This window comes from Lysinibacillus sp. JNUCC-52, assembly GCF_015999545.1.
Taxonomy (GTDB): domain Bacteria; phylum Bacillota; class Bacilli; order Bacillales_A; family Planococcaceae; genus Lysinibacillus.
This window is the reverse complement of record NZ_CP065546.1, coordinates 4,158,113-4,180,455: the sequence shown is the minus strand read 5'-3', so window position 1 is coordinate 4,180,455 and position 22,343 is coordinate 4,158,113. Positions and strand designations below refer to the sequence as shown.

Below are 22,343 nucleotides of genomic sequence, written 5' to 3'. Positions count from 1 at the left end.
AGGTGATCTTTTATGAAAAAAATGTTAGGCGAGGAACGCCGACTGCAACTTTTAGAACTGTTAAAAAAAAGCAACACACCGATAACTGGGACAGACTTCGCTAAATTTGCAAATGTTTCTAGACAAGTCATCGTAAATGATATGACATTATTAAAGGCTAGAAATGAACCTATTATTGCAACAAGCCAAGGTTATATTTATATGCACCAAGAGCAGCTCAGTCAAACTGTTGAACGGACAATCCCATGTTTCCACACACCCGAAGATGCCAAAGACGAATTGTTAACAATTGTAGATTGTGGTGGAACGGTTAAAAATGTCATTGTAGAGCATCCGATTTACGGAGAGCTTACCGCTTCGATTATGGTCTCGAATCGTCATGAAGTTGAAAAATTCGTACAACGTGTAAATGACACTCAGGCAAACTATTTATCTGCGCTTACAGGTGGCACTCATCTTCATGTTATTACAGCACCTTCTGTTGATATTTTAGATTTAATTGAGCAATCCTTGCAAAAGAAGGGATACCTTGTCTCAGATCAATAAACAATGATGATGGATAGGGTATATATCACTTTCTATAACATAAAAATCCACTTAGCATTCGGCGAGCACGATGTAAGCCGCAACCCTCGCTTATGATATGCGTGGCTTGTTGCGTCTTACATCGTGTGGTCCCGACTGGCTTCCGTGGATTTTTACTTGGACAGTAATAAAATTTTCAAAATTGTTTGAGTGCCTGACACCATATTTAAAGAAAACGTTGTCGTTGTGAAGGTGTTGGTAATAGGCATGCTTCCTTTTGACCGAAAAGATGATAACGGTTTTTGGCAAATAATTTATATGCCGTATTTCTTATACATTGAGGTATCACAATAAACGCGTAGCACGCTGGCCATAAGCCATCTAAACGGCGACAAATTTTAAGTGCTGCTGTTGATTCAAAATAAATAGTACCTTGTTCAATGTAAATTACACTATCTATATTTGCAGGGACGTTGTATTGTGCAAGTAGTGCTTGCCCAACTTCACTTTGAATGGAGGCAAACTTGAAAAAAGCAGCTTGATCGCGTTTAATAATAAATTGCACACTGCTATTACAGAAATTACAAATACCATCGAACAATATAATACCACCCATTTTCGCACCCCCTAAATCTTTTAGCCTTCGTCTGATGTTAAATACGTAAAGTATGTACCAAGCGATTTCACTTTGCAGCCAAGTGCCGCTAGCTCCTCCATAGCACCTCGCATCATTGGTTCTTTTTCATCAGCTAAAACATCAATCATAAAGAAATAATCACCAAGACCTGTTTTTAATGGGCGTGATTCAATTTTACTTAAATTCAATTGTCGCCACGCAAAAACGGAAAGAACTTGGTGTAATGCCCCTGATCGATCTGTCGGTAACGTAATCATAAAGGTTGTTTTAGCTTGCCCATCTGATAATTCCTGGGGTAATCGTTTATTTTGCTTAGATAACACAAAGAAACGAGTATGATTAAAATGAAAATCATGAATATTATCTTGCACGATTTCTAGTCCGTATTTTGCAGCAGCGGCTGCATTACCTACTGCTGCAATGCAATCATCAGGATTTTCTGATACAAATTTAGCTGCAGCAGCTGTTGATGTTGTTTGATGTAACGGCACATCACTAAAGCGATAAAATAAATATTTATGACATTGCGCTAAAGCATGCGGATGTGAATATACCCCTTTGATGGATTCCCAATTATTCTTTTGCGCCTTATTAACCATTAAATGTTGTTGAATTTTCAATTGTAGCTCACCTGTTACATAAAGCGTTGCCTCATGGAATAAATAATCGAGCGTCAATGGTACTGAGCCTTCTAAAGCATTTTCTAATGGTACAACCGCTAAATCAACCTTGCCCTCTGCTACTGCCTCAATACATTCAGGTATCGTTGTACACGGGACAAGCAAATCAGTTGGGAAGATAGATTTTGTCGCTAAGTATGTAAATGATGCTTCAGGTCCTAAATATGCAATTCGTTTCTCCCACTGTCGCTCTGTCATCGAAATGACCTCCTTCTTTAACTCTTAGTATATGAAACATTTATAATGTTTGGAAAACTCTTTATAAAAAGAAAAGGCTATGTAATACAGCCTCCCTCTAAAATGAGTAATTGTGATAGTAGATACTGCTTTTGCTAGCAGGTTCAACACTATTGCTTATAGCTTAATGCAGTTTTATACACTATGCTCGGGTATTTTAAAAAATTTCGCAGTATTTCTGCAGGATCGCGACTTTAGCGAAACCTCACAGAAGCTATTTTTCAGCTTCAGAGAGGCTTGCTCATCGCATGCGGAAAGGGAGCGAAATTTTGTATCAACATCTACCAGCATTAACTAATAAAAGGCAAAGGGGCCTTTTTTAATAGCCCCTTACAATGCACCAGAACTTATTACCTCTGCAGATTCAACAAAATCTAAACGTTTTAGCTGCTGTATTAAGTCATCAAGTTCAGAAGTCATACTCGTCACATCTAATGACAATGTTACATTCGCACGTCCTTGAATTGGTATAGTTTGATGGATTGTCAGTACATTACAATGTGAATTGGTCACAGTTTCTAACAATTTGGCTAACGTTCCTTTTCGATCTTGAAGCTGTAAAAAGACGGTTAAAATGCGCTCCTGTACAATTGAGTGAAAAGGAAATACAGCATCACGATATTTGTAAAACGCACTGCGCGATAAATCCACTTGCTTTACCGCATCCCAGATGGAGGATACCGAACCACTTGAAAGTAATTGCTTTGCCTCCAATGTTTTTTGCATAGCATCCGTTAATACATCTTCACGAACTAAATAATATCGCTGATTCGCAACATTCTTCATACGCTTCCCCCTAAAACTCCTGTCTTAATCTATAAATTCGAATTCGAACTCTTGTAGACGAACGGTATCACCATTTTGAGCACCACGCTCACGCAATGCCTCATCCACACCCATACCGCGCAATTGGCGTGCGAAACGTCGAATACCATCTTCACGACTAAAGTCTGTCATTTTAAATAGACGTTCAATCGAGTAGCCACTAATGATAAATGCACCGTCATCATCACGAGTAATCTCGAAATCTTCGCCTTGCGATTGATGCTTGTACATTACTGTTGCATCTGATTGTTCCTCTACTTCTTCAAATAGTGGGAACTCAGGCGTTACTTCAAGTAAATCTGCTATAGCAAATAATAATTCTTTTAAGCCTTGGCGTGAAACTGCTGAGATTGGGAAGATTTGCACATCTTCTCCAACTTTTTTGCGGAATTCCACTAAGTTCTCTTCTGCTTCTGGCATATCCATTTTATTTGCTACAATAATTTGAGGACGCTCTGTTAAACGCAAATTATATTGCTTTAACTCCTCGTTAATTGTTAAATAATCTTCGTACGGGTCACGGCCTTCCATACCTGACATATCGATAACATGCACAATGACACGTGTACGTTCGATATGACGTAAAAATTGGTGTCCTAACCCTACGCCTTCATGCGCGCCTTCAATTAGCCCTGGTAAATCTGCCATTGCAAAGCTTCGGTGATCATCTGTTTCAATCATTCCTAAATTCGGCACGATTGTCGTAAAATGATAAGCGCCAATCTTTGGTTTTGCTGCAGAAACAACTGATAATAGTGTGGATTTACCTACACTTGGGAAACCAACTAAACCAACATCTGCTAATACTTTTAACTCTAATATAACATTTAATTCTTGTCCTGGCTCGCCTTTTTCAGAAAGCTCAGGCGCAGGATTGGCAGGTGTTGCAAAGCGAGAATTTCCGCGTCCACCACGACCTGATTTCGCGATAATCGCTTGTTGGCCATGCTCAACTAAATCTGCGATGACTTCTCCTGTTTCCTCATTCATCACAACTGTACCTGGTGGCACCTTAACAATTAAATCTTCAGCGCGTTTTCCGTGCATCCCTTTACTCATCCCGTGTTCACCACGTTCTGCTTTGAAGTGACGTTTATAACGGAAATCCATTAACGTACGTAAGCCTTCTTCTACTTCAAATACTACGTTACCTCCGTGACCGCCATCTCCACCAGCTGGCCCACCATTTGGTACATATTTTTCACGGCGAAAGGCTACCATTCCATCGCCGCCATCGCCACCTTTAACATATATCTTTACGTGATCGACAAACATTTATTTCACTCCCTATTTGCACTCAACACATATTGCCAGCACGTATTTGTCTGCACAATTGTTTGAATGTCGAATTGTTTCAAACCTTTTTCGGTGAATGCGTCTGCACTCCACAGTCCATTTAGCGTAAACGCCAAAACAAATGTATGATCGTCAACACGTACATCAAGCGCTAAGCTCTGCTCCGTAAATGGATCTAATGTATCATAAACATGCATAACTGTTTTGTTTAAATACTCTACAACATCCTTGTCAATATTATTAGTGACTGGTTTTTTGATCTCACCATTAAGCTCCAGCGGTAAAGATGGATAACGCCATCCTGCTGTTTGTAGCCACTCCATTGTTTGTGGTAATTGTAGACGATTCATGATAGACAATACTCGTAGCTGTTCCGAATAATGTTGAATAAGTTCTTTTGATTCATCAATTCTACCTAAATCTAAATTCATGCGAATAAGTTGAAGTTGATTCACATAATCATGATTTGCAAAACGTAATACCTCACTAATGGTTAGTGATTGATTGTTCATCCCATTCACTCCAATAAAGTTATCTTAACTAGTATAACAAGTTTTGATGTATTTTTCCCTTAATTCTTCATTGAAATTTAGCCAAAAAAAGGACTGCAATAAATGCAGTCCTCCGCTTTATGTCTACTTTATTAAAATTAAGCTTCTTGTGTAGCTGGGTATACAGATACTTGTTTGCGATCGCGACCTAAGCGTTCGAATTTAACAACGCCATCAACTTTAGCAAATAGTGTATCATCGCCACCACGACCTACGTTTGTACCTGGGTAAATTTTTGTACCGCGTTGACGGTAAAGAATAGAACCACCAGTTACAAATTGGCCATCAGCACGTTTAGCGCCAAGACGTTTAGACTCAGAGTCACGTCCGTTTTTTGTAGAACCTACCCCTTTTTTCGATGCGAAAAGTTGAAGGTCTAATGCTAATAACAATTTCATTCTGTTCCACCTCCTACTTGGTTGTAGTTGATTTGGATATATTGTCCGTAATTTTGCACCATAGAATACACTTGAGCAGTCATTACTTGGACAATTAATTGTAGTTTTGTATCAATTTCAGGCTCTAAATCTGTCGGTAAATTTACCTTAAGATAACCTCCACCTTCAGCTGCTTGTTCAACTTCTGGTTGCAATTGTAGTAATGCATAAATCGCATTCACCGTACCGATGGCAATGGTAGATGCACCTGCACATACTAAATCTTTTCCAGATTCGTCGTACTCAGCATGTCCTGAAAATTCAAATGCAGACACATGTCTGTTTTCATCATGATGTATCGTAACTTTTATCAAATGTTACACCTCACAATTAAGCATTGATTGATTCAACAACTAATTTTGTATAAGGTTGACGGTGACCTTGTTTACGACGGTAGTTCTTTTTAGCTTTCAATTTGAAAACAACGATTTTCTTTTGACGGCCTTCTTTCACAGCTTTAGCTGTTACTGTAGCGCCTTCTACGAATGGAGCTCCAACTTTAACGTTTTCGCCACCTACGAATAGAACTTTATCGAAAGTTACAACCTCGTCAGCTTCTACGCCTAATTTCTCAACATAGATTTCTTGACCAGCTTCTACTTTGATTTGTTTACCACCAGTTTCAATAATTGCGTACATTTTACTGCACCTCCTCTTAGACTCAGACTCGCCTGTTTATGAAGGTGATCCAAAGATGCTTAAACCTTCCCAGAGCGGTTGTAGTAGCACGGGTGCTACAAACAATAACATTAAAATACTACCACATGGATTCTATCAAGTCAACCTGTTCATTACATATTTCTCAAATGCTAAACGGTACTTTCGATAGTTCCATTCTTTTAGTACTTGCAACCATATAAATAGGCACAGAACAGCTAAAAAAATGGATTGTGGTAAATTTCCTAAAGTTACTATGAATAGTATAGAGGCAAAAATAAGAGAAAGCGAATAATAATATTCAAAAACTCTCACACTTGGATAAAATAAAAATAAACAGGCCAAAAGTATCCTTCCACCATCTAACGGAATGATGGGTATTAAATTAATTACTAGTAATACTAGCTGCACATTGACAAGTCGAATGGCAATTAAATCTGGCATAGAAAAAGCAAGACCAATCCCCAGTATTGTGGCGATTGGACCTCCTAGTGCAATCCAAAGTAGTGAAGATGCCTGCACAGCTGCTGGATTTTCAAATTCTATTTCCCCTCCATAGGGTGCGATCACACATGATTTTATTTTCACGCCACAAAGCACCGCAGCCAATATATGGCCCGCTTCATGCCATAGCAAAGAAGTTAAAATAATTGCATAATAAGCGATCTGGCCACTGAAAATCATTAACAGAATCAGAGGGATACAAAGTAAATGCAATTTAACCTTCATCGTTCTCCGTCGTTTCAAGCCACTGCACAATTTCTTCTAAATTTAAATGCTTTTTATCTTTCTCAATCGAAATATAGAGTTGTCCAGTCTGCTTCATACCGATCAAGTCGTTGGCCTGTATTGTTGTATATGGTAACTGTGCTAAACTATCAAGCATCCCATAAGAGACAGTTGTACCATCCTCATAGCTAACTGTCATCGTTTTACCAGTATATTTTGTATGACCTGTAAAAACAACGAGCCCACTTTGGCCCGCATATACAGGGAGGCCCACATCATATTGTAATAAAAACCCCTCTTTAAAAACTTGCGCATTTGAAAACGTTAATAGTTCAGTTTGCCCTATATCACTGGAAACCATTATCGTTTCTTCCTCTTTTTTCAGCAGACTTTTTCCGAGCTCACTTAAATATGTTAAATCTGCTGATGTCGTTACAAGCTTTCGCACAGGTGTTTCCATTACGCCTTGATCTTCTAAGCGAATCATAAGCATAATTGCAGCCACAAGTAATATCATGACAATCCATTTCCATTTTTTAAACAAGCTCTCATCCTCTTTTTTCACACTATATGAGGCAGCATGTCCATTCATGCATGTGCCAGTCACTCATACAATTCTCACACAATTTACTAGCAATAAAAAAACCTTTCCGCGCATGTGCACGAAAAGGTTTTGATTATCTTGAAAATAATGCTTTAAGTTTTGAGAACATTCCACGATGCTCGTCCTCAATGGCCATTAATGGCACAGATTCACCTAATATGCGACGGGCAATATTACGGTAACCTAAAGATGCCTTATTCGTTGGATCCATAACGACTGGCTCACCTTTATTTGAGGATGAGATAACACCTTCACTATCAACAATAATGCCTAATAAATCAATGGACAAATGTGTTGTAATTTCATTGACGTCCAGTGTATCGCCGTTTTTCATCATATGCTGACGAATACGATTAATAATAAGTTTAGGAGCTGTAATTTCTTCTTGTTCAAGCAGTCCAATAATTCGGTCTGCATCCCGTACAGCAGAAATTTCTGGTGTTGTTACAACGATTGCATGGTCTGCACCTGCTACCGCATTGCGATAACCTTGCTCAATACCAGCAGGGCAATCTATTAAAACATAATCATAGTCTCTCTTTAATTCCTCTACTAAGCTCTCCATTTGCTCAGGTGTGACAGCATTTTTATCTGTCGTTTGAGCAGCAGGTAATAAAAATAGTTTATCATCTACACGTTTATCTTTAATCAATGCTTGATGGATTTTGCAACGTCCTTCAACAACATCAACTAAATCATAAATAATACGGTTTTCGAGACCTAGAATCACATCTAAATTTCTCAAGCCAATATCTGTATCTACTAAACATACTTTTTTCCCTTGTAGAGCCAATGCAGTCCCGAGGTTAGCCGTTGTTGTCGTTTTACCGACACCGCCCTTACCTGAAGTTATGACGATCGCTTCTCCCACACTAGCTTCCTCCCTTAGACACATTTAATAATGGTCGAATATTTTTTAACGCATGAATTTGATCGTACGCAATACGCCCATCATAGCCGATAAATGCACAAGCCATGTCTGCTTGATTGATAGCTTTTACATGTTCATCTGACATTGCTTCAACCTGATCAGCAATCATAATATGTGTGGCTTCTAAACGAGAGGCAGCAATGATTGCTTCCCTATTTCCATGTACACCTGCATGTACAATTCCCTTTAGTCTGCCAAGGACGTATACATTACCACCAGCTTCTACCCGTCCATTCGGATTCACATTCCCCACAATTACTATATCCCCTGAGGCACGTAGAACTTGTCCCGATCTGACCACTCCTACATATGTATCTTGTTGGCTTTCTATCATTTTCTTGTTGCTCTCATGGACAGTCAGTACTTCACTTTGCACTTTTGCTACTACTAATTGTTCTGATTCTTGAACAATTTTCACTAACTCTTTTACTTGTTCATCTGAACAGTATCGATAGCCTAAATGTAATTGTACATCTACTTTACCATCGATACCGCCTTCTGAAACTTTTCGCTTTAGCTCTTCTACTAAATCGGCATACGAACATTGATCGTCTAAACGAAGAACAAAACCATCCTTTGTTCCCTTCATATTAACTAATTGTTTTTTCATGAATGCCTCACCTCACGTTGCTCTTGATATTAAGAAACTTCACGTGCTCTCTGTAAGACACGCGCATTAATTAGATACTTGAAGGCCCAACCAAGAATCATTAAAAATAACGTATTCGCAATGATTGTTGGCAGTAGTCGTGATTGTAAGAAATCCGTTAACGGTATCGTTGTAAAAGCGATTAGATAGAAGAATTGATAAAGTACGAATTCTAAAATTGCTACTAAAACAACTGAAATAGTTGTAGTCACAACTAAGTGCTGATGAATTATTTTCACGATAGACCCTGCTAAAAAACAAATTAGCGGATATAGTACCGAGTATAATCCAATAATATCAATGTAAAACACATCATACAAGACACCAAAAAAAAGTCCATACATTACCGCTCGTTGACGGCTGTAATAGATGGATATAAATATTAAGTATAGAATTAGAAATCGAGGTACTAGATAATAGACATGCCCGCCCACTTCAATCGGTGACAGCATAGCAAACTCTGGTTCTAGTAAAAATAGCAATACTGCAACAGAGGGAATAAGAAACCGAACCATTACTTTTCCCCCTCTTCAGTAACCTTTTGTGGATTTGTTAAATCTTCATTCGTTGCTTCTCCGTCAGAACCATCAATAACTGTTAATGATCGTTTTGCGATAACAACATTTTCTAATAGAGAAAAATCAGCAGATGGTTTTACATAAGCCATTTTCGTTAAGCCAAAATCATCTGTGCTAACTTCCGTAATTTCTCCGATTGGTACACCTTTAGGGAAAATACCACCTAAACCTGAAGAAACTACTTTTTCGCCTTCCTTCACATTTAAGCTAGAATCGATTCGCTTCATAATGAGTTCATTTCGTTCTTTATCAAAGCCCTCGATTAAACCGTATGCTTCTTTTTCTCCTAAAACCATCGCTGACACACGATAATTAGGATTATTTGTATATAAAAGCTCAACCTCAGAGGTGAAAGGAGTCACTAACGTAATTTTACCGATTAGCCCTTTCGCTGTCATAACTGCCATATTTTTTTCTACACCATGGGATGAACCTTTATCTAAAATAATCTTTTCTTCCCATTGGTCTGGATTTCTAGCAATAACCGTTGCTTGAATAGGATTAAACGCCTTTAAACTTTCTGACTTTGTAAGTTCTAATAGCTTTTCATTTTCAGATTTTAATACCAATGCTTCGGCTTGTACAGCTGCAAAATCTTCTAAGCGTGCTTTTAAACGTTTGTTTTCTTCGTACGTGTTTAAGAGGGAGTCAATATTATTAAAAATACCAGCTATGTAATTCGCCGGCTTCGCAACAATAGATTGCGCGACGCCGACAGTATCTTTAATAATTTGCTCTGGTAAAGTTGCGTTCGTCCGATCTCGTAATGAGAAGCTAATCAATGCCACAAGAAAAACCATGCCCACTAATAGCAGTATTAATTTCTTATTGAAAAAAAAATGTGGCATTGCCTAAACCTCCTTACCCTTTTACTTGTTGTTGACGAATTAGATCAATATGATCTAGAGCTTTACCTGTTCCAATAGCTACACAGTCTAATGGATCTTCTGCAATAAATACAGGCATATTTGTTTCACGGCTAATAACTTTGTCTAAATTCGTTAACAATGCGCCACCACCAGTTAACACAATACCTCGCTCCATCACGTCTGCAGATAATTCTGGAGGTGTTTGTTCTAACGTTTTACGTACACCGTCAATAATTGACGATACCGCTTCACGCAATGAATCTGAAATTTCCTGAGACGAAATCTCAATTGTTTTTGGTAAACCTGTTAAAAGGTCACGACCTCTAATTTCCATTTTCTCTTCTGGGCCTTCAGCGAATGCTGTCCCAATTTCCATTTTAACTGCTTCTGCAGTACGTTCACCAATTGTTAAGTTATACGATTTACGGATATATGAAATGATTGATTGATCCATAGCATCCCCGCCAATACGTACAGATTCACTTGTCACAATACCACCTAAAGAGATTACTGCTACTTCAGTTGTACCGCCACCGATATCAACAACCATAGAACCAGTTGGATCCCAAACAGGTAAGTTTGCTCCAATAGCAGCTGCAAATGGTTCTTCAATTGTAAAGGCTTCTTTTGCACCAGCTTGACGAGAAGCATCGATAACTGCACGTTGCTCTACCGATGTAATACCGTATGGCACACAAATCATTACATTCGGTTTTTTCCAATTTCCGCCAGAATTTTTACAAGCTTCTTTTAAATAATATTCAATCATCGCTGTTGTAATATCATAATCAGCAATAACGCCATCTTTCATCGGACGAATCGCCACGATTGATCCAGGTGTACGGCCAATCATATTTTTCGCATCATTACCAACTGCAACGATGTCTCCTGTTTTTGTGTTTTTTGCTACTACTGAAGGCTCGCGTAAAACGATCCCCTTCCCTTTAATAAAAACTAATGTATTCGCTGTGCCAAGGTCAATCCCGACATCTTTACTACCTAATCCAAACAAATTGTGTACTCCCTTTCTATTTAAGCCATACTATCGTTGACATAAAATCATACCGTTCATTATAACGGATAAATGCAAGAATTTGTAGTGCCACATACCTCATCTTGCAGAAAACTTACTATTTTAATTCCCTCTTAAACTAAAAATAGTACGTATAGATTAGCATATTATTTTTTTTCATGTAAGACAACGCATTATAGGCTACCAATTTTTGTGAATGCTATAGATATTTTTCTACGAATACAATAACGTCATTCAATCAAAAAGGTTCATTTTTTATTAAAATGCTTAAAAACCGTTCAAACTATACTGTCCCTAAAATAAACTAGAAAAATTTATTACCAAGAAAAAACGCATTTCGGAGCATTAACGCCTTTTGTATTCTAAAAAGCTCTGCAAAAATTTTTGCAGAGCTCAGCTTGTTACCAAAGCTATTTAATTTGCAAAATGTTCTGTAGCAAAACGTACTAGCCCCACTATTGCAAGCACAAGCATCATTCCTCTTTCTAATTCGCTGGCGAGTAGCTAGGTAATGGGGTGCCTTCTAAAGGCTGAAGCTTATTTACTAGAAGCTCCAGCAAGGAAGCCTTTAAGCGTACAGTGCTAAAAATAACCTTTTTCTTTTAAGCTAGTAAACTGGTGGTCACCGATGATGATATGATCCAGTAACTCAATACCAATAATAAAACCAGCTTCCTGAATTCTTTTCGTTACCTCAATATCTTCTGGACTCGGTGTCGGCACACCACTTGGGTGATTATGAGCACAAATAATTGAGGCAGCAGAGCGCTTTACAGCCTCACGAAAGATTTCCCTCGGATGCACAATGGAGGCATTCAACCCCCCGATAAAAATCGTCTTTTTATGAATGATTTGATTTTTCACATCAAGAAAAAGGACAACAAAATGTTCCTGACTTAAAGAGGTCATATCAGGCATAAGGTAAGCAGCGGCGTCTTGCGGAGAACGAACCGTATATTTATCATCATTTTGCTTTTGAGACAAGCGCCTTCCGAGTTCGATTGCGGCTAATATTTGAATTGCCTTTACCTCTCCAATACCCTTTATGGCGACCATTTCTTCAATTGTTGCATGTTTTAATTGATGTAAACGTTCAAATGTACTTAAAACACGATTGGCAAGGACAAGAACAGATTCTTCCTTCGTGCCTGTCCTCAGTAATATAGCCAGTAGCTCCTGATTGGATAAGCTCTTAGCACCTTGCCGTAATAGTCTTTCCCGAGGTCGATCTGCTAAATGAACGTCGCGAATCATCATATCTGGTATAACATCTATTGGCAATAGCTTCACTCCTTCGCAAATTGGATAATTCGTCGTGCTACCAATTGCGCGAACAACGCTGCAAGTGGTAAGCCCACAACATTGTTATAATCTCCTTCAATTCGCTCAACTAAAAGGGTACCAACTGTTTGAATCCCATAACCGCCTGCCTTATCATAAGAATCTCCAGAGGCTACATACGCTTCTATAAGCTCCTGTGATAAAGTATGGAATACAACAGCTGTTTCTTCTACAAATGTCGTTTCCAATCCATTTGGTTCAATGATGGCAACAGCAGTCATGACCGCATGACGCTTGCCTGATAAACGTGTTAAGTGAGAAATGGCTTCCTCACGTGTTTTTGGCTTATGCAGTAGCTCATTGTCAAAGACGACAATCGTATCCGCACCAATAATCGTTGCATTTGATACTTTTTGAGCGACATCCCGCGTTTTTAAAAGTGCCACACCTTTTACATAATCTTGCATTGTTGTTGCGGTTACGCTTGTCTCTTCTACTTCACTTGTCACAATTTCAAACGGAAGGTCTAGCATCGCAAGCAATTCTTTACGTCGTGGTGATGCGGAAGCAAGCACTAATTTATGATTCGTTTCAAACATTTTTTCACCATTCCTCCTTCTCTCTATCATAACGGAGAAAGTGGTTTTTGAAAATTTTCTAAAAATCAAGATAATGTACTTTTGGCTATATTCTTTACTTAAAATTTCGTTTGAAGACAAGGATTTTTGGATTTGTAATGCGCAAAAATTTGAAGACGGATAATGCTTATTTCACTAGAAATAGATGTTGCTGCCTTGCCAATACTTTGCCAATCGGAAGGCAATGTGGAATCATTTGCTGCCTCACTAAAATTTAATTTTTTCGTATTTTTATCTGCTAATACATTTGTTATTTCTGCAATGGTCGGCTCTTTACAACTATCGCCAGTAACATTGAAAACTTTTTTAAATGTTGGAGGATCCTTTAAAAAAACTAAGTCACTTTCCTCTGTCACCATACTTGTCCATACATAATATTTACTCTCTACTTCCACAATCGCACTTTCTTGCAGTGTAGGATGTTCTGCTATAAACGCACTTGCACTTTCATAATTAGAAAATACACCTGCTTGACTCGCATAAAACATTGTCGAGGTTCCAGTACCTCCTGCTGTCGGTATTGTTTCTGAATTTCCCTCTACTGGTGCTTCCGTTTCGTTTTTTGCGACCTCGCTATCCTTTTTTAAAGAAAATTGGGTACTTGCCTGAAGAACACCTAAAAAAATGGCTACCCCAAAAAGCCCCACGATGCCACCAATTAGCATTGCGCGCACTATTTGTTTTCTGATTACCTGACTAACAATTTTCATACGTTCATCACCTCTTATTTCAACCTATCAAAATAAACATAAAAAAAGACGAGACTGTTGTCGTCTCGTCTAAAAAATTTATCGCTATAAACTTTCAAAAAACGTCTTTAATTTTCAAAGCTCGTCACATCATGATTGCTCGCCTAATTTCGTGCATTTTCCACGTTAAACACGGCTATAGAGCCTGTTTCCACGCTGTGACGCTTTCATAATACATGTGGTTCAACTAACGGAAGGTTACGTTGTTTTCAGTAGAACGATGACGAATTGCTAGTCCTTCTTGTAATTATAAAACTATAATTTGACGTTCCTAATTGTTGGATTGTAGTAACCTACTACGAACCTCTGTTAATAAATATAAAGAGCCCGATACAATTGTTCTGCACTGGTTTTCTGATTGCTGTTGTATAAATTGAATGTAATCACGTAAAACCGCTTTATGGGGTGCATTACTTAGTTCTACCATATTTTTTGCGGACATAGCTCGCGGATTATCAAAATCAACAAAATAAAAACGATCGCTAATTTGCTCAAAGTATTGCAAAACTTCTTTTACATCTTTATCACCTAATATGCCTATAACGAACGTAATGGACTCATCAGGAAATTCTCGACGGACCGTCTCTACCAATTTTTCTGCACTTGCTGGATTATGCGCACCGTCAAAAATAATATAAGGCATTACTTCTTCAAAACGTCCTAAAATACTTGCCATTTTAATACCATAGCGTATGCTTTCTTCGTTGATGGCAACGTCTAATGCTGTAGCTACTTCAAAAAAAGCGGTAATGGCTAATGCCATATTATTACCCTGATGTGGCCCTTTCATCTTACGAGTGAGATTGGCAATACATATGTTTTTTTCTTTATTTGTATAACACTCATCATCATCCATTTGCTCAATTGTAAATTGTTTTGATAGCTCTAAAATTGGAGCATGCTTTGCTTTTGCAACTTTATTAATTATGGCCATCGCCTCTAACGGTACCTCACCAATAACAACAGGACGATTTTGCTTAATAATCCCTGCTTTATGCTCGGCAATACTTTCAATTGTCGATCCTAAAAATTTCGTATGTTCAAGCGCAATACTTGGAATAATGGAGACAATTGGCATTACGACATTAGTACTATCTAGTAAGCCCCCCATACCCGCTTCAATGAATGCCACATCTACATCGCTATGGACAAAGTGCAAAAATGCTGCAACTGTTAGTAGCTCAAAATCTGTCAGCTTCCCACTAAGTCCAGCACTTTTCATTTGTTGAAAAACGCGATCCATCTCTAATTTAGAAATTGGCTCGCTCATTACTTGAATTTGATCATGCACATTTAAAATGCAAGGAGACATAAACTTCCCTACTTTTAAACCATGTTGTTGCGCAATCGACTCTAAAAATGTCAGTGTAGAGCCTTTGCCGTTCGTACCTGCAAGATGCACAATTTGTAGTTTTCTCTCTGGATTTCCCACTAGTGCTAAAGCTTCTTCAATAGCCGTTAGTCCAGGCTTAATGATATCATCACTTGCTAATGCCCATTTTTTCTTATATTGATCAAACTGAGGAATCATCGTGTTTCCTCCTTCAACCATTGTCGAACTTCCGCTATAAAATAAAGTGAGCCAGTAATAACAACAATATCCTGAGGCTCCCTGCTTTGTATAACGGCTTGGACTATTGCCTGCCAATTCGCATCATATTGTTTGTTAATATGTGTTGATAACATCGCTAATTTTTCAGCTGGCATGGCATTCGGCAAGCCAATTTGTGTAAACGACATAGAAGTTGCCACTGCATCCATTAATGCAATACTATTTGCATGATCTTTATCAGAAAGCGCTGCATAAATAAAGTGATAATGATGATGCGGATAAACTGTCTGAAGCGTTTGAATCAATGCGGCGGTTCCTTCTGAATTATGGGCACCGTCTAGCACAATATTATTTATAAATTGTTCAAAGCGGCCTGCCCACTGTGCAGTTTGTAGCGCCTGAAGCATAGCCTGTTCTGTTAGTTGAATATGTCCTTGCTCACGTAAAATATCCATTGCTGTTATGGCAAGACTGGCATTAGCAATTTGATGCTCTCCAGCCATTTTTAATTGAATACCAGTTAGTTCAACATTTGCGTTACGATAATTAAAGGATTGCATACCAACCCGTTGATTTTGTGCTACGACGTGAAAATCGTATCCTAAAACAAAACATTTGGCTTGACGTTGTTGTGCAACTTTTTGAATAACAGCAAGCGCCTCATCGTTTTTAACGCCCACCACAACAGGTACTCCTTCTTTAATAATCCCTGCCTTTTCAAATGCAACTTTCGCATACGTATCGCCTAAAAATGCTGTATGCTCCAATGAAATTGTCGTAATAATTGAAACAAGTGGTGTGATTACATTGGTCGCATCTAAGCGCCCACCAAGCCCTGTTTCAATAAGTGCAAAATCTACTCCTTCTTCAGCAAAATACTGGAACATAATAAGTGTTACGACCTCAAAAAAGCTTGGATAGTCCCCATTATAATGCGCTTCAATAATTGAAGCGATATTGTTCATATATTGTAAAAATTGCTCATCCGAAATTTGCATGCCGTTAATCGTCATCCGTTCATTGACACGCGTTAAATGTGGAGAAGTAAAAGCCCCTACTCGATAACCTGCATTCTCCAACATCTCCCTCAATACATTTACAGTAGACCCTTTGCCATTGGAACCTGCTAGATGTATAGTTCGTAGCTTGTTCTGCGGGTCTCCTAAACGAGCCAATACTTCGCGCATCATTACTAATGGCTCACGTTTATGATCAACCGCTTTTAATGTAAAAATAAAATCTGTACATGCTTTTATCGTTGTAAACAAAAGAAACACTCCCTCTCACTCTAGTATAAAGCGTGCCAGGCACACAAACAATTCTGACACAATTTTAAAAACACACAGAAAAGCACTGTAGGAGTGATTGTCTGTGTGTTTTTAACTAGTTTTTTGCAAATAAACAGCAAATTAATGTAATTGATGGACGCCTAAAAGCGCACCCATATCGTCTAAAATAATTTTTGCATCATTATTTAAAAGTGGCAATACATCTGATCTTTGCACTAATTCAAATGAGTTTTTTAATGTTCTTTTCAACATTGAAATATCAAAGTTCGAACAATACTCATTAATTTTATTAATCACTAGGAAATCAGTACGTGTTAATGTTTGTTTCACTTCATTTTGCCCGTCGCCATTTGCTAATATATGTTTAATAAGTACACGCCCGCTTGCGTTTAATAGGCGATAGTATTTTGCTTCCGATAGCTTTAGAAGATTTGCCTCTATTATTCCTCTTGCATTCACAAAATCTAAATCATCACAGGCTTTGTTCACCTTCACTACTATTGTTCCAATATTTCCAGACATGAAAAACCTCCAAAATTATTTTTGTAACAAAGAAAAAAGCTATTCTAATCACCATAGAATAGCCATAAAATTAAATGAAATTACATTAAATGGTAACCTGGCAATCATAGTAAAAAACCAATTCTCTCTTCACCTTAGACCCTAGGCTTTGCGTCCTAACCTTTCGGGTAGTTTGCCTTTATCTATTATACTAACTACATTGTATAATACTATATAATTTTTCCTAACTCAATACATATCTTTTGACGCATAAAAAGAAAAACAGCAGATGACTTTTTCGCCATCTGCTGTTTCAATAAATCATTTTTATGATTACATATTTTTTAGTTCTTCTAAACGTTTTAATACAACGGCATGTTTACCTTCATAGTCCGCTAATTTTTCGCGTTCTGCGTTAACCAATGCTTCTGGTGCTTTTGATACAAATTTCTCATTTGACAACTTACCAGTAACAAGCTTCACTTCTTTTGCCCATTTTTCTAATTCTTTTTCAAGACGAGCAATCTCTTCCTCTAAGTTGATAAGTCCTACAAGTGGTAAGAATAGCTCTGCTCCTGTTACTACGGCCGTCATAGACTGTCCTGGAGCCTCTAAGCCTTCACCAATTGTTAATGGCTCTGGATTACAGAATTTTTCTAAATAGCCTTTATTCGCTTCGAGAATGGCAACGGTTGCTGCATCTTTAGCAGAAATGTATAATGGTACTTTTTTGCTCATTGGTGTGTTCACTTCCGCACGAATATTGCGCACTGAACGTATAATATCCATAAGAAGCTTCATATTGTCTGCTTCTTCAGCAAAGTGAAGGTCTGCACGTACCGTTGGCCATGCTGCAACTGTAATTGACTCACCTTCATGCGGTAAGTGTTGCCAAATTTCTTCTGTAATGAATGGCATAAGCGGATGTAATAGACGCATTGTTTGGTCTAGTACATAAGCTAATATAGAGCGAGTCGTTTTCTTAGCAGCTTCATCTTCACCATTCAATGGTAATTTCGCCATTTCAATATACCAAGAACAGAAATCATCCCAAATGAAGTTATAGAGCTCACGTCCTACTTCACCGAATTCATAGCGGTCTGCTAACGATGTTACACGTTCAATCGTCTCATTTAAGCGAGTCAAAATCCACTTATCAGCAACTGATTTTTCACCAGTTAAGTCGATTTCGTCAAATGACATACCATCCATATTCATTAATGCAAAACGAGAAGCATTCCAAATTTTATTAGCAAAGTTCCAAACCGACTCTACTTTTTCAGTTGTATAACGTAAATCTTGACCTGGAGATGAGCCTGTAGCTAAGAAATAACGAAGTGAATCAGCACCGTATTTCTCAATAACATCCATAGGATCTACACCATTACCAAGTGATTTACTCATCTTACGTCCTTCACCATCACGTACTAATCCATGGATTAATACATCTTTGAATGGGCGTTGTTCCGTAAATTCAATACCTTGGAAAATCATACGAGAAACCCAGAAGAAAATAATATCATAGCCCGTTACAAGCGTACTTGTTGGGTAGTAACGTTGATATTCTTCATTTGCCTCGTCTGGCCAACCCATTGTAGAAAACGGCCATAGTGCAGATGAGAACCATGTATCTAATACGTCTTCATCTTGTGTCCAATTTTCTGCATCAGCAGGGGCTTCTTTCCCTACGTAAATCTCACCTGTTTCATTGTGATACCAGGCAGGAATTTGATGTCCCCACCATAGTTGGCGAGAGATACACCAGTCACGGATATTCTCCATCCAACGAGAATATGTGTTTTCAAAACGAGAAGGTACAAAATTCACTTTACCTTCCTCATCTTTTTGAAGCTCTAAAGAAGCATCTGCAAGTGGTTGCATTTTAACGAACCATTGTGCAGATAGGTAAGGTTCAACAACCGCACCAGAACGTTCAGAGTGTCCTACAGAGTGCATATGCTCTTCAATGTTAATTAAGACACCCGCTTCTTGTAAATCTGCTACGATTTGTTTACGACATTCAAAACGATCCATGCCATTATATTTACCAGCAAGTTCATTCATTGTGCCATCTTCATTCATAACAAGAATACGTTCTAAGTTATGGCGGTTACCAACTTCAAAGTCGTTCGGGTCATGGGCTGGAGTCATTTTTACAACGCCTGTACCGAATTCCATATCAACATAATCATCTGCTACGATTGGAATTTCACGACCGACAATCGGTAAAATAACTGTTTTACCAATTAAATGTTGATAACGCTCATCTTTCGGGTGAACTGCTACGCCAGAGTCACCTAGCATTGTTTCGGGGCGAGTTGTTGCCACTTCCACAAAGCCTGAGCCATCTGCTAACGGGTATTTCATATGGTAGAATGCACCTTGAACATCCTGATAGATTACTTCAATATCAGATAAGGCTGTTTTCGCTGCTGGATCCCAGTTAATAATACGCTCCCCGCGATAAATTAAGCCTTTTTCATATAATTGAACGAATACTGTTTTAACTGCATCTGATAGACCTGCATCGAGTGTGAAACGTTCACGAGAGTAGTCTAATGCAAGGCCAAGCTTCGCCCATTGTGCGCGAATGTGTCCAGCATACTCTTCTTTCCACTCCCACGTTTTTTCTAGGAATTTTTCACGTCCTAAATCATAACGTGTAATATTATCTTCACGCAATTTTGCTTCTACTTTTGCTTGAGTTGCAATACCTGCATGGTCCATTCCTGGTAACCAAAGTGCATCATAACCTTGCATACGCTTCATACGGATTAAAATATCTTGTAGCGTTGTATCCCATGCGTGCCCAAGGTGTAATTTACCTGTTACGTTCGGCGGTGGAATAACGATGGAATAAGGTTCTTTTCCGCTTTCAGGTTGTGCTTCGAAAAATTTACCTTGTAACCACCATTCATAGCGACCTGTTTCAATTGATTGTGGATCATATTTCGTTGGCATTGCAATGTTTTCTGTCATATTGTCTCCTCCTGTTGTAAATAATTTTTGACATACGTCAGCTTTGGCAAACTAGATAACCACTCGTCTTGATTTTTTCAGTGTATTCTCACCAAATAAATCCGTGACAATTGCACGTGGCTTATTTACTAAAAAAACCTATACATCTTTTTAGCAAATAAAAAAACTCCTATCGTCTACAAAAGGACGAAGGAGTTTAAGTTCGCGGTACCACCTTTAATTCCAGTATTTTAAGATTAGTACTTTTGCATCCCACAATTCATCATTTAATAAGTGCTCTCTAAATGCCCTTATCATTTCAAAATAATGATATGCTTGATTTACTTAAGCTTATAACAGCTGGCTCTCAATTCGTTAACGGTGTTTAACCGGCTTTAACTACTACTAGTTCACTAAAGCTGCTCAAGGGCTACGTTCAATTACGCACAAATAGAAACTTTTCAGCTACCGTTTCCTCTCTATAATTGCACAAATAATTTACTCTTCCCTGTCATAGCATCCATATTCGATTTTACACATTGTACCGCAATTTCATATATTTTTTCAAGTGATTTCGTTAATTTCAGCTAGTCTTAAAAAGTAAATAGAAAAGGAAGTGACTATTCAAATGCGACGACGTAAGTATAACCCTTGGCTTTTACCACCTTGGCTACGACAATTCCGCTTTTATTGTAGAACAATTATTGTACCGATTTGTGGTTTTCAGTTTATACGTGTCATCATCATTCCAACTTCTGGCGATCTTCTCATCTTATTACTTTTACTACTTCTATGCTATTTACTTTTGAAAGATATCATTTGATACACGAACTTTAAGTGGTGTATAACCTTCTGTTAAATCCCATATCATAGACGGTACTTCATGCCAAGAACTTGATTCTCTCACAGCTGTATGGCTTGAAGATTCTCTAAGGACGATTTTTTGCTCGGCAGGTGCAGCTTGTTTCGGTTTTGCAGTTGCTGCACTAGCTTCTATCGTTGTCGGTTGCTTTACTTGAACAGATTGCGCAACAAATGTAGACTCATCCACTAATTCTTGGGGCGTAGCTTCTACAAGTTTTTCTATAACAGCATCGACTTGTTCGACTACTGGCGTCGATTCGCTAAACGTACTTGTCACTGTCCATTCTAGTTGACACTTTTGATTGGTAAGAATCGGACGAATGTCTTTTATCATTAAGTCCTCAATTGCAGCCTCTTTTGGTAAATCGACATTTAATGGGACTGCATACTCAAAATAACCTGTGTCTCCTTGCACATCAAGCGCATCAATACGGATTAAATCTTCAGCATCCATAAATGTTTGCATGTCTTGAAAATCAAAGCGTACATGTGCTGTAATATGATAAATACCATTTAATCTTAACGAATCTTCTAATTGCATTGACTGCCATTGTGGCTTTATCTGCACAGCCGCAATTTCTGTTGGGCAACCGTACCCTGGAAAACAAAATGTCTCACGCATATTCCATGTTTTCTGTTCGATAATAATCCCTCCCTTTGCATCATATGAATGGCAAGTGGAATATATACTACTCAACTAGCAAGTTAGTGTTCATATAAAAAGCATGCCCGAATTAAAATCAGGCATGCTTTTTATAATTATACGTTAACCATTTTAATTTTATTAGCTACGCGATCCGTTAATACTTGAGTAGCTTTTGGAACGATTGGCTTAAAGATAGGGTTTAATACAGGTCCAGCTAAGCCACCTGCTATAACTTCTAAAAAGCCTGTCATTTTTGTATTGTCTGCATCAATGCTTTCAGCAAGGAAATATCCGTTTCCTGTGAAATTATCTGATAAACCTTTTAAATTGAACGTTACTTTTGATGGTGCTGTCCACTCTAAAATTGTAATTTCTACTTCAACTGTTTTTTTCAGTACGCCAACATTACCTTTAAATGTCCATGTAGACTGCTTATCATCTATCATCGTATGTGCATTATAGCCTGGGACAAGTTTTGCCCATTTTTCCATATCGCTAACGAATTCCCAAACATGTTCGATTCCTACGGGTACTTCTACTGTATGTGTGCCTGTTGCCATTTTAATTCACTACTTTCTATTATGAATAGTAATATTATAAACTAAAACGCCCACAATTTGGCTATGC

Annotated in this window: 26 protein-coding genes, 1 riboswitch and 2 other annotated features; of the genes, 2 read left to right on the top strand and 24 right to left on the bottom strand. The window is 38.2% G+C overall.

From position 1 onward, the window contains the following. The first annotated feature begins 12 nt into the window (after positions 1–12). Positions 13–546, top strand: a complete 534-nt coding sequence (locus JNUCC52_RS20685; RefSeq protein WP_337980708.1) for a transcription repressor NadR — start codon at positions 13–15, stop codon at positions 544–546. A 205-nt stretch (positions 547–751) separates the two neighbouring features. On the opposite strand, the gene JNUCC52_RS20680 is transcribed toward JNUCC52_RS20685, so the two are convergent. From JNUCC52_RS20680 to JNUCC52_RS20575, 22 genes are all read right to left on the bottom strand, one after another. Further along, positions 752–1,141 carry a thiol-disulfide oxidoreductase DCC family protein gene (locus JNUCC52_RS20680; protein WP_337980707.1) on the bottom strand — a complete coding sequence of 130 codons (390 nt, stop codon included), beginning with the start codon at positions 1,139–1,141 and terminating at the stop codon, positions 752–754. A 20-nt stretch (positions 1,142–1,161) separates the two neighbouring features. Then, complete coding sequence (pheA, locus tag JNUCC52_RS20675; protein ID WP_172772203.1) at positions 1,162–2,040, bottom strand: prephenate dehydratase; 879 nt, start codon at positions 2,038–2,040, stop codon at positions 1,162–1,164. 369 nt (positions 2,041–2,409) lie between these two features. Further along, on the bottom strand, positions 2,410–2,865 hold the full coding sequence (locus JNUCC52_RS20670; protein ID WP_172772204.1) for an ACT domain-containing protein: 456 nt from the start codon (positions 2,863–2,865) through the stop codon (positions 2,410–2,412). Positions 2,866–2,889: 24 nt separating this feature from the next. Next, positions 2,890–4,179: a GTPase ObgE gene (gene obgE, locus JNUCC52_RS20665; protein ID WP_172772205.1), complete on the bottom strand. Its 1,290-nt coding sequence runs from the start codon at positions 4,177–4,179 to the stop codon at positions 2,890–2,892. A 5-nt stretch (positions 4,180–4,184) separates the two neighbouring features. Continuing rightward, positions 4,185–4,712 carry a Spo0B domain-containing protein gene (locus JNUCC52_RS20660; RefSeq protein ID WP_172772206.1) on the bottom strand — a complete coding sequence of 176 codons (528 nt, stop codon included), beginning with the start codon at positions 4,710–4,712 and terminating at the stop codon, positions 4,185–4,187. A gap of 137 nt (positions 4,713–4,849) precedes the next feature. Continuing rightward, positions 4,850–5,149, bottom strand: a complete 300-nt coding sequence (gene rpmA / locus JNUCC52_RS20655; RefSeq protein WP_024363181.1) for a 50S ribosomal protein L27 — start codon at positions 5,147–5,149, stop codon at positions 4,850–4,852. Next, on the bottom strand, positions 5,146–5,502 hold the full coding sequence (locus JNUCC52_RS20650; RefSeq protein ID WP_172772207.1) for a ribosomal-processing cysteine protease Prp: 357 nt from the start codon (positions 5,500–5,502) through the stop codon (positions 5,146–5,148). The genes rpmA and JNUCC52_RS20650 overlap by 4 nt, the downstream gene beginning before the upstream one ends. Before the next feature lie 16 nt (positions 5,503–5,518). Next, the gene (gene rplU, locus JNUCC52_RS20645) at positions 5,519–5,827 is read right to left on the bottom strand and encodes a 50S ribosomal protein L21 (RefSeq protein ID WP_010860053.1); all 309 of its coding nucleotides are present in this window, start codon (positions 5,825–5,827) and stop codon (positions 5,519–5,521) included. A gap of 14 nt (positions 5,828–5,841) precedes the next feature. Then, positions 5,842–5,917: a sequence feature (ribosomal protein L21 leader region), on the bottom strand. Positions 5,918–5,962: 45 nt separating this feature from the next. Then, entirely contained in the window at positions 5,963–6,574 is a 612-nt protein-coding gene (locus JNUCC52_RS20640; protein WP_337980706.1) for a zinc metalloprotease, read from the bottom strand. Then, positions 6,564–7,118, bottom strand: coding sequence for a M23 family metallopeptidase (locus tag JNUCC52_RS20635; protein WP_172772209.1), 555 nt, complete (start codon positions 7,116–7,118; stop codon positions 6,564–6,566). Before JNUCC52_RS20635 ends, JNUCC52_RS20640 begins: the two co-directional genes overlap by 11 nt. Before the next feature lie 133 nt (positions 7,119–7,251). Continuing rightward, positions 7,252–8,049, bottom strand: a complete 798-nt coding sequence (gene minD, locus JNUCC52_RS20630) for a septum site-determining protein MinD (protein WP_172772210.1) — start codon at positions 8,047–8,049, stop codon at positions 7,252–7,254. A gap of 1 nt (position 8,050) precedes the next feature. Then, entirely contained in the window at positions 8,051–8,719 is a 669-nt protein-coding gene (minC, locus tag JNUCC52_RS20625; protein ID WP_172772211.1) for a septum site-determining protein MinC, read from the bottom strand. A 29-nt stretch (positions 8,720–8,748) separates the two neighbouring features. Then, a complete protein-coding gene (mreD, locus tag JNUCC52_RS20620; protein ID WP_172772212.1) occupies positions 8,749–9,273 on the bottom strand; it encodes a rod shape-determining protein MreD in 525 nt (174 codons plus the stop codon). Then, positions 9,273–10,184, bottom strand: coding sequence for a rod shape-determining protein MreC (gene mreC, locus JNUCC52_RS20615; protein WP_172772213.1), 912 nt, complete (start codon positions 10,182–10,184; stop codon positions 9,273–9,275). The genes mreD and mreC overlap by 1 nt, the downstream gene beginning before the upstream one ends. A gap of 13 nt (positions 10,185–10,197) precedes the next feature. Next, positions 10,198–11,217, bottom strand: a complete 1,020-nt coding sequence (locus JNUCC52_RS20610; RefSeq protein ID WP_172772214.1) for a rod shape-determining protein — start codon at positions 11,215–11,217, stop codon at positions 10,198–10,200. 603 nt (positions 11,218–11,820) lie between these two features. After that, positions 11,821–12,492, bottom strand: a complete 672-nt coding sequence (gene radC, locus JNUCC52_RS20605) for a RadC family protein (protein WP_173477662.1) — start codon at positions 12,490–12,492, stop codon at positions 11,821–11,823. 32 nt (positions 12,493–12,524) lie between these two features. Further along, positions 12,525–13,118 carry a Maf family protein gene (locus JNUCC52_RS20600; protein WP_337980705.1) on the bottom strand — a complete coding sequence of 198 codons (594 nt, stop codon included), beginning with the start codon at positions 13,116–13,118 and terminating at the stop codon, positions 12,525–12,527. A 98-nt stretch (positions 13,119–13,216) separates the two neighbouring features. Then, positions 13,217–13,867: a hypothetical protein gene (locus JNUCC52_RS20595; protein ID WP_337980704.1), complete on the bottom strand. Its 651-nt coding sequence runs from the start codon at positions 13,865–13,867 to the stop codon at positions 13,217–13,219. 310 nt (positions 13,868–14,177) lie between these two features. Continuing rightward, complete coding sequence (locus JNUCC52_RS20590; RefSeq protein ID WP_337980703.1) at positions 14,178–15,437, bottom strand: bifunctional folylpolyglutamate synthase/dihydrofolate synthase; 1,260 nt, start codon at positions 15,435–15,437, stop codon at positions 14,178–14,180. Continuing rightward, entirely contained in the window at positions 15,434–16,726 is a 1,293-nt protein-coding gene (locus JNUCC52_RS20585) for a bifunctional folylpolyglutamate synthase/dihydrofolate synthase (RefSeq protein ID WP_443136902.1), read from the bottom strand. The genes JNUCC52_RS20590 and JNUCC52_RS20585 overlap by 4 nt, the downstream gene beginning before the upstream one ends. Before the next feature lie 141 nt (positions 16,727–16,867). Continuing rightward, positions 16,868–17,269, bottom strand: a complete 402-nt coding sequence (locus JNUCC52_RS20580; protein ID WP_139860139.1) for a hypothetical protein — start codon at positions 17,267–17,269, stop codon at positions 16,868–16,870. Positions 17,270–17,357: 88 nt separating this feature from the next. Continuing rightward, positions 17,358–17,456: riboswitch (cyclic di-GMP riboswitch) on the bottom strand. A gap of 125 nt (positions 17,457–17,581) precedes the next feature. Continuing rightward, positions 17,582–20,227, bottom strand: a complete 2,646-nt coding sequence (locus JNUCC52_RS20575) for a valine--tRNA ligase (protein WP_337980701.1) — start codon at positions 20,225–20,227, stop codon at positions 17,582–17,584. A 179-nt stretch (positions 20,228–20,406) separates the two neighbouring features. Then, positions 20,407–20,730 (bottom strand) — a binding site (T-box leader). A gap of 104 nt (positions 20,731–20,834) precedes the next feature. On the opposite strand from JNUCC52_RS20575, the gene JNUCC52_RS23240 reads away from it, so the two are divergent. Continuing rightward, positions 20,835–21,029 (top strand): YszA family small membrane protein, encoded by a 195-nt coding sequence (locus JNUCC52_RS23240; protein WP_228134125.1) that lies wholly within the window; start codon positions 20,835–20,837, stop codon positions 21,027–21,029. On the opposite strand, the gene JNUCC52_RS20570 is transcribed toward JNUCC52_RS23240, so the two are convergent. Together JNUCC52_RS20570 and JNUCC52_RS20565 are read right to left on the bottom strand one after the other, a co-directional pair. Beyond that, the gene (locus JNUCC52_RS20570) at positions 21,006–21,692 is read right to left on the bottom strand and encodes a valyl-tRNA synthetase (RefSeq protein ID WP_173477664.1); all 687 of its coding nucleotides are present in this window, start codon (positions 21,690–21,692) and stop codon (positions 21,006–21,008) included. The two genes, JNUCC52_RS23240 and JNUCC52_RS20570, sit on opposite strands and share 24 nt — an antisense overlap. Before the next feature lie 137 nt (positions 21,693–21,829). Then, the gene (locus tag JNUCC52_RS20565) at positions 21,830–22,276 is read right to left on the bottom strand and encodes an SRPBCC family protein (protein ID WP_172772219.1); all 447 of its coding nucleotides are present in this window, start codon (positions 22,274–22,276) and stop codon (positions 21,830–21,832) included. Between the last annotated feature and the right edge of the window lie 67 nt (positions 22,277–22,343).

What these genes read in the sequence shown, in the direction of transcription:
- JNUCC52_RS20685 (WP_337980708.1), top strand. Translation starts at nt 13, where the DNA reads ATGAAAAAAATGTTAGGCGAGGAACGCCGACTGCAACTTTTAGAACTG.
- JNUCC52_RS20680 (WP_337980707.1), bottom strand. Translation starts at nt 1,141, where the DNA reads ATGGGTGGTATTATATTGTTCGATGGTATTTGTAATTTCTGTAATAGC.
- pheA (WP_172772203.1), bottom strand. Translation starts at nt 2,040, where the DNA reads ATGACAGAGCGACAGTGGGAGAAACGAATTGCATATTTAGGACCTGAA.
- JNUCC52_RS20670 (WP_172772204.1), bottom strand. Translation starts at nt 2,865, where the DNA reads ATGAAGAATGTTGCGAATCAGCGATATTATTTAGTTCGTGAAGATGTA.
- obgE (WP_172772205.1), bottom strand. Translation starts at nt 4,179, where the DNA reads ATGTTTGTCGATCACGTAAAGATATATGTTAAAGGTGGCGATGGCGGC.
- JNUCC52_RS20660 (WP_172772206.1), bottom strand. Translation starts at nt 4,712, where the DNA reads ATGAACAATCAATCACTAACCATTAGTGAGGTATTACGTTTTGCAAAT.
- rpmA (WP_024363181.1), bottom strand. Translation starts at nt 5,149, where the DNA reads ATGAAATTGTTATTAGCATTAGACCTTCAACTTTTCGCATCGAAAAAA.
- rplU (WP_010860053.1), bottom strand. Translation starts at nt 5,827, where the DNA reads ATGTACGCAATTATTGAAACTGGTGGTAAACAAATCAAAGTAGAAGCT.
- JNUCC52_RS20640 (WP_337980706.1), bottom strand. Translation starts at nt 6,574, where the DNA reads ATGAAGGTTAAATTGCATTTACTTTGTATCCCTCTGATTCTGTTAATG.
- minC (WP_172772211.1), bottom strand. Translation starts at nt 8,719, where the DNA reads ATGAAAAAACAATTAGTTAATATGAAGGGAACAAAGGATGGTTTTGTT.
- mreD (WP_172772212.1), bottom strand. Translation starts at nt 9,273, where the DNA reads ATGGTTCGGTTTCTTATTCCCTCTGTTGCAGTATTGCTATTTTTACTA.
- mreC (WP_172772213.1), bottom strand. Translation starts at nt 10,184, where the DNA reads ATGCCACATTTTTTTTTCAATAAGAAATTAATACTGCTATTAGTGGGC.
- radC (WP_173477662.1), bottom strand. Translation starts at nt 12,492, where the DNA reads ATGATTCGCGACGTTCATTTAGCAGATCGACCTCGGGAAAGACTATTA.
- JNUCC52_RS20600 (WP_337980705.1), bottom strand. Translation starts at nt 13,118, where the DNA reads ATGTTTGAAACGAATCATAAATTAGTGCTTGCTTCCGCATCACCACGA.
- JNUCC52_RS20595 (WP_337980704.1), bottom strand. Translation starts at nt 13,867, where the DNA reads ATGAAAATTGTTAGTCAGGTAATCAGAAAACAAATAGTGCGCGCAATG.
- JNUCC52_RS20590 (WP_337980703.1), bottom strand. Translation starts at nt 15,437, where the DNA reads ATGATTCCTCAGTTTGATCAATATAAGAAAAAATGGGCATTAGCAAGT.
- JNUCC52_RS20580 (WP_139860139.1), bottom strand. Translation starts at nt 17,269, where the DNA reads ATGTCTGGAAATATTGGAACAATAGTAGTGAAGGTGAACAAAGCCTGT.
- JNUCC52_RS20575 (WP_337980701.1), bottom strand. Translation starts at nt 20,227, where the DNA reads ATGACAGAAAACATTGCAATGCCAACGAAATATGATCCACAATCAATT.
- JNUCC52_RS23240 (WP_228134125.1), top strand. Translation starts at nt 20,835, where the DNA reads ATGCGACGACGTAAGTATAACCCTTGGCTTTTACCACCTTGGCTACGA.
- JNUCC52_RS20570 (WP_173477664.1), bottom strand. Translation starts at nt 21,692, where the DNA reads ATGCGTGAGACATTTTGTTTTCCAGGGTACGGTTGCCCAACAGAAATT.
- JNUCC52_RS20565 (WP_172772219.1), bottom strand. Translation starts at nt 22,276, where the DNA reads ATGGCAACAGGCACACATACAGTAGAAGTACCCGTAGGAATCGAACAT.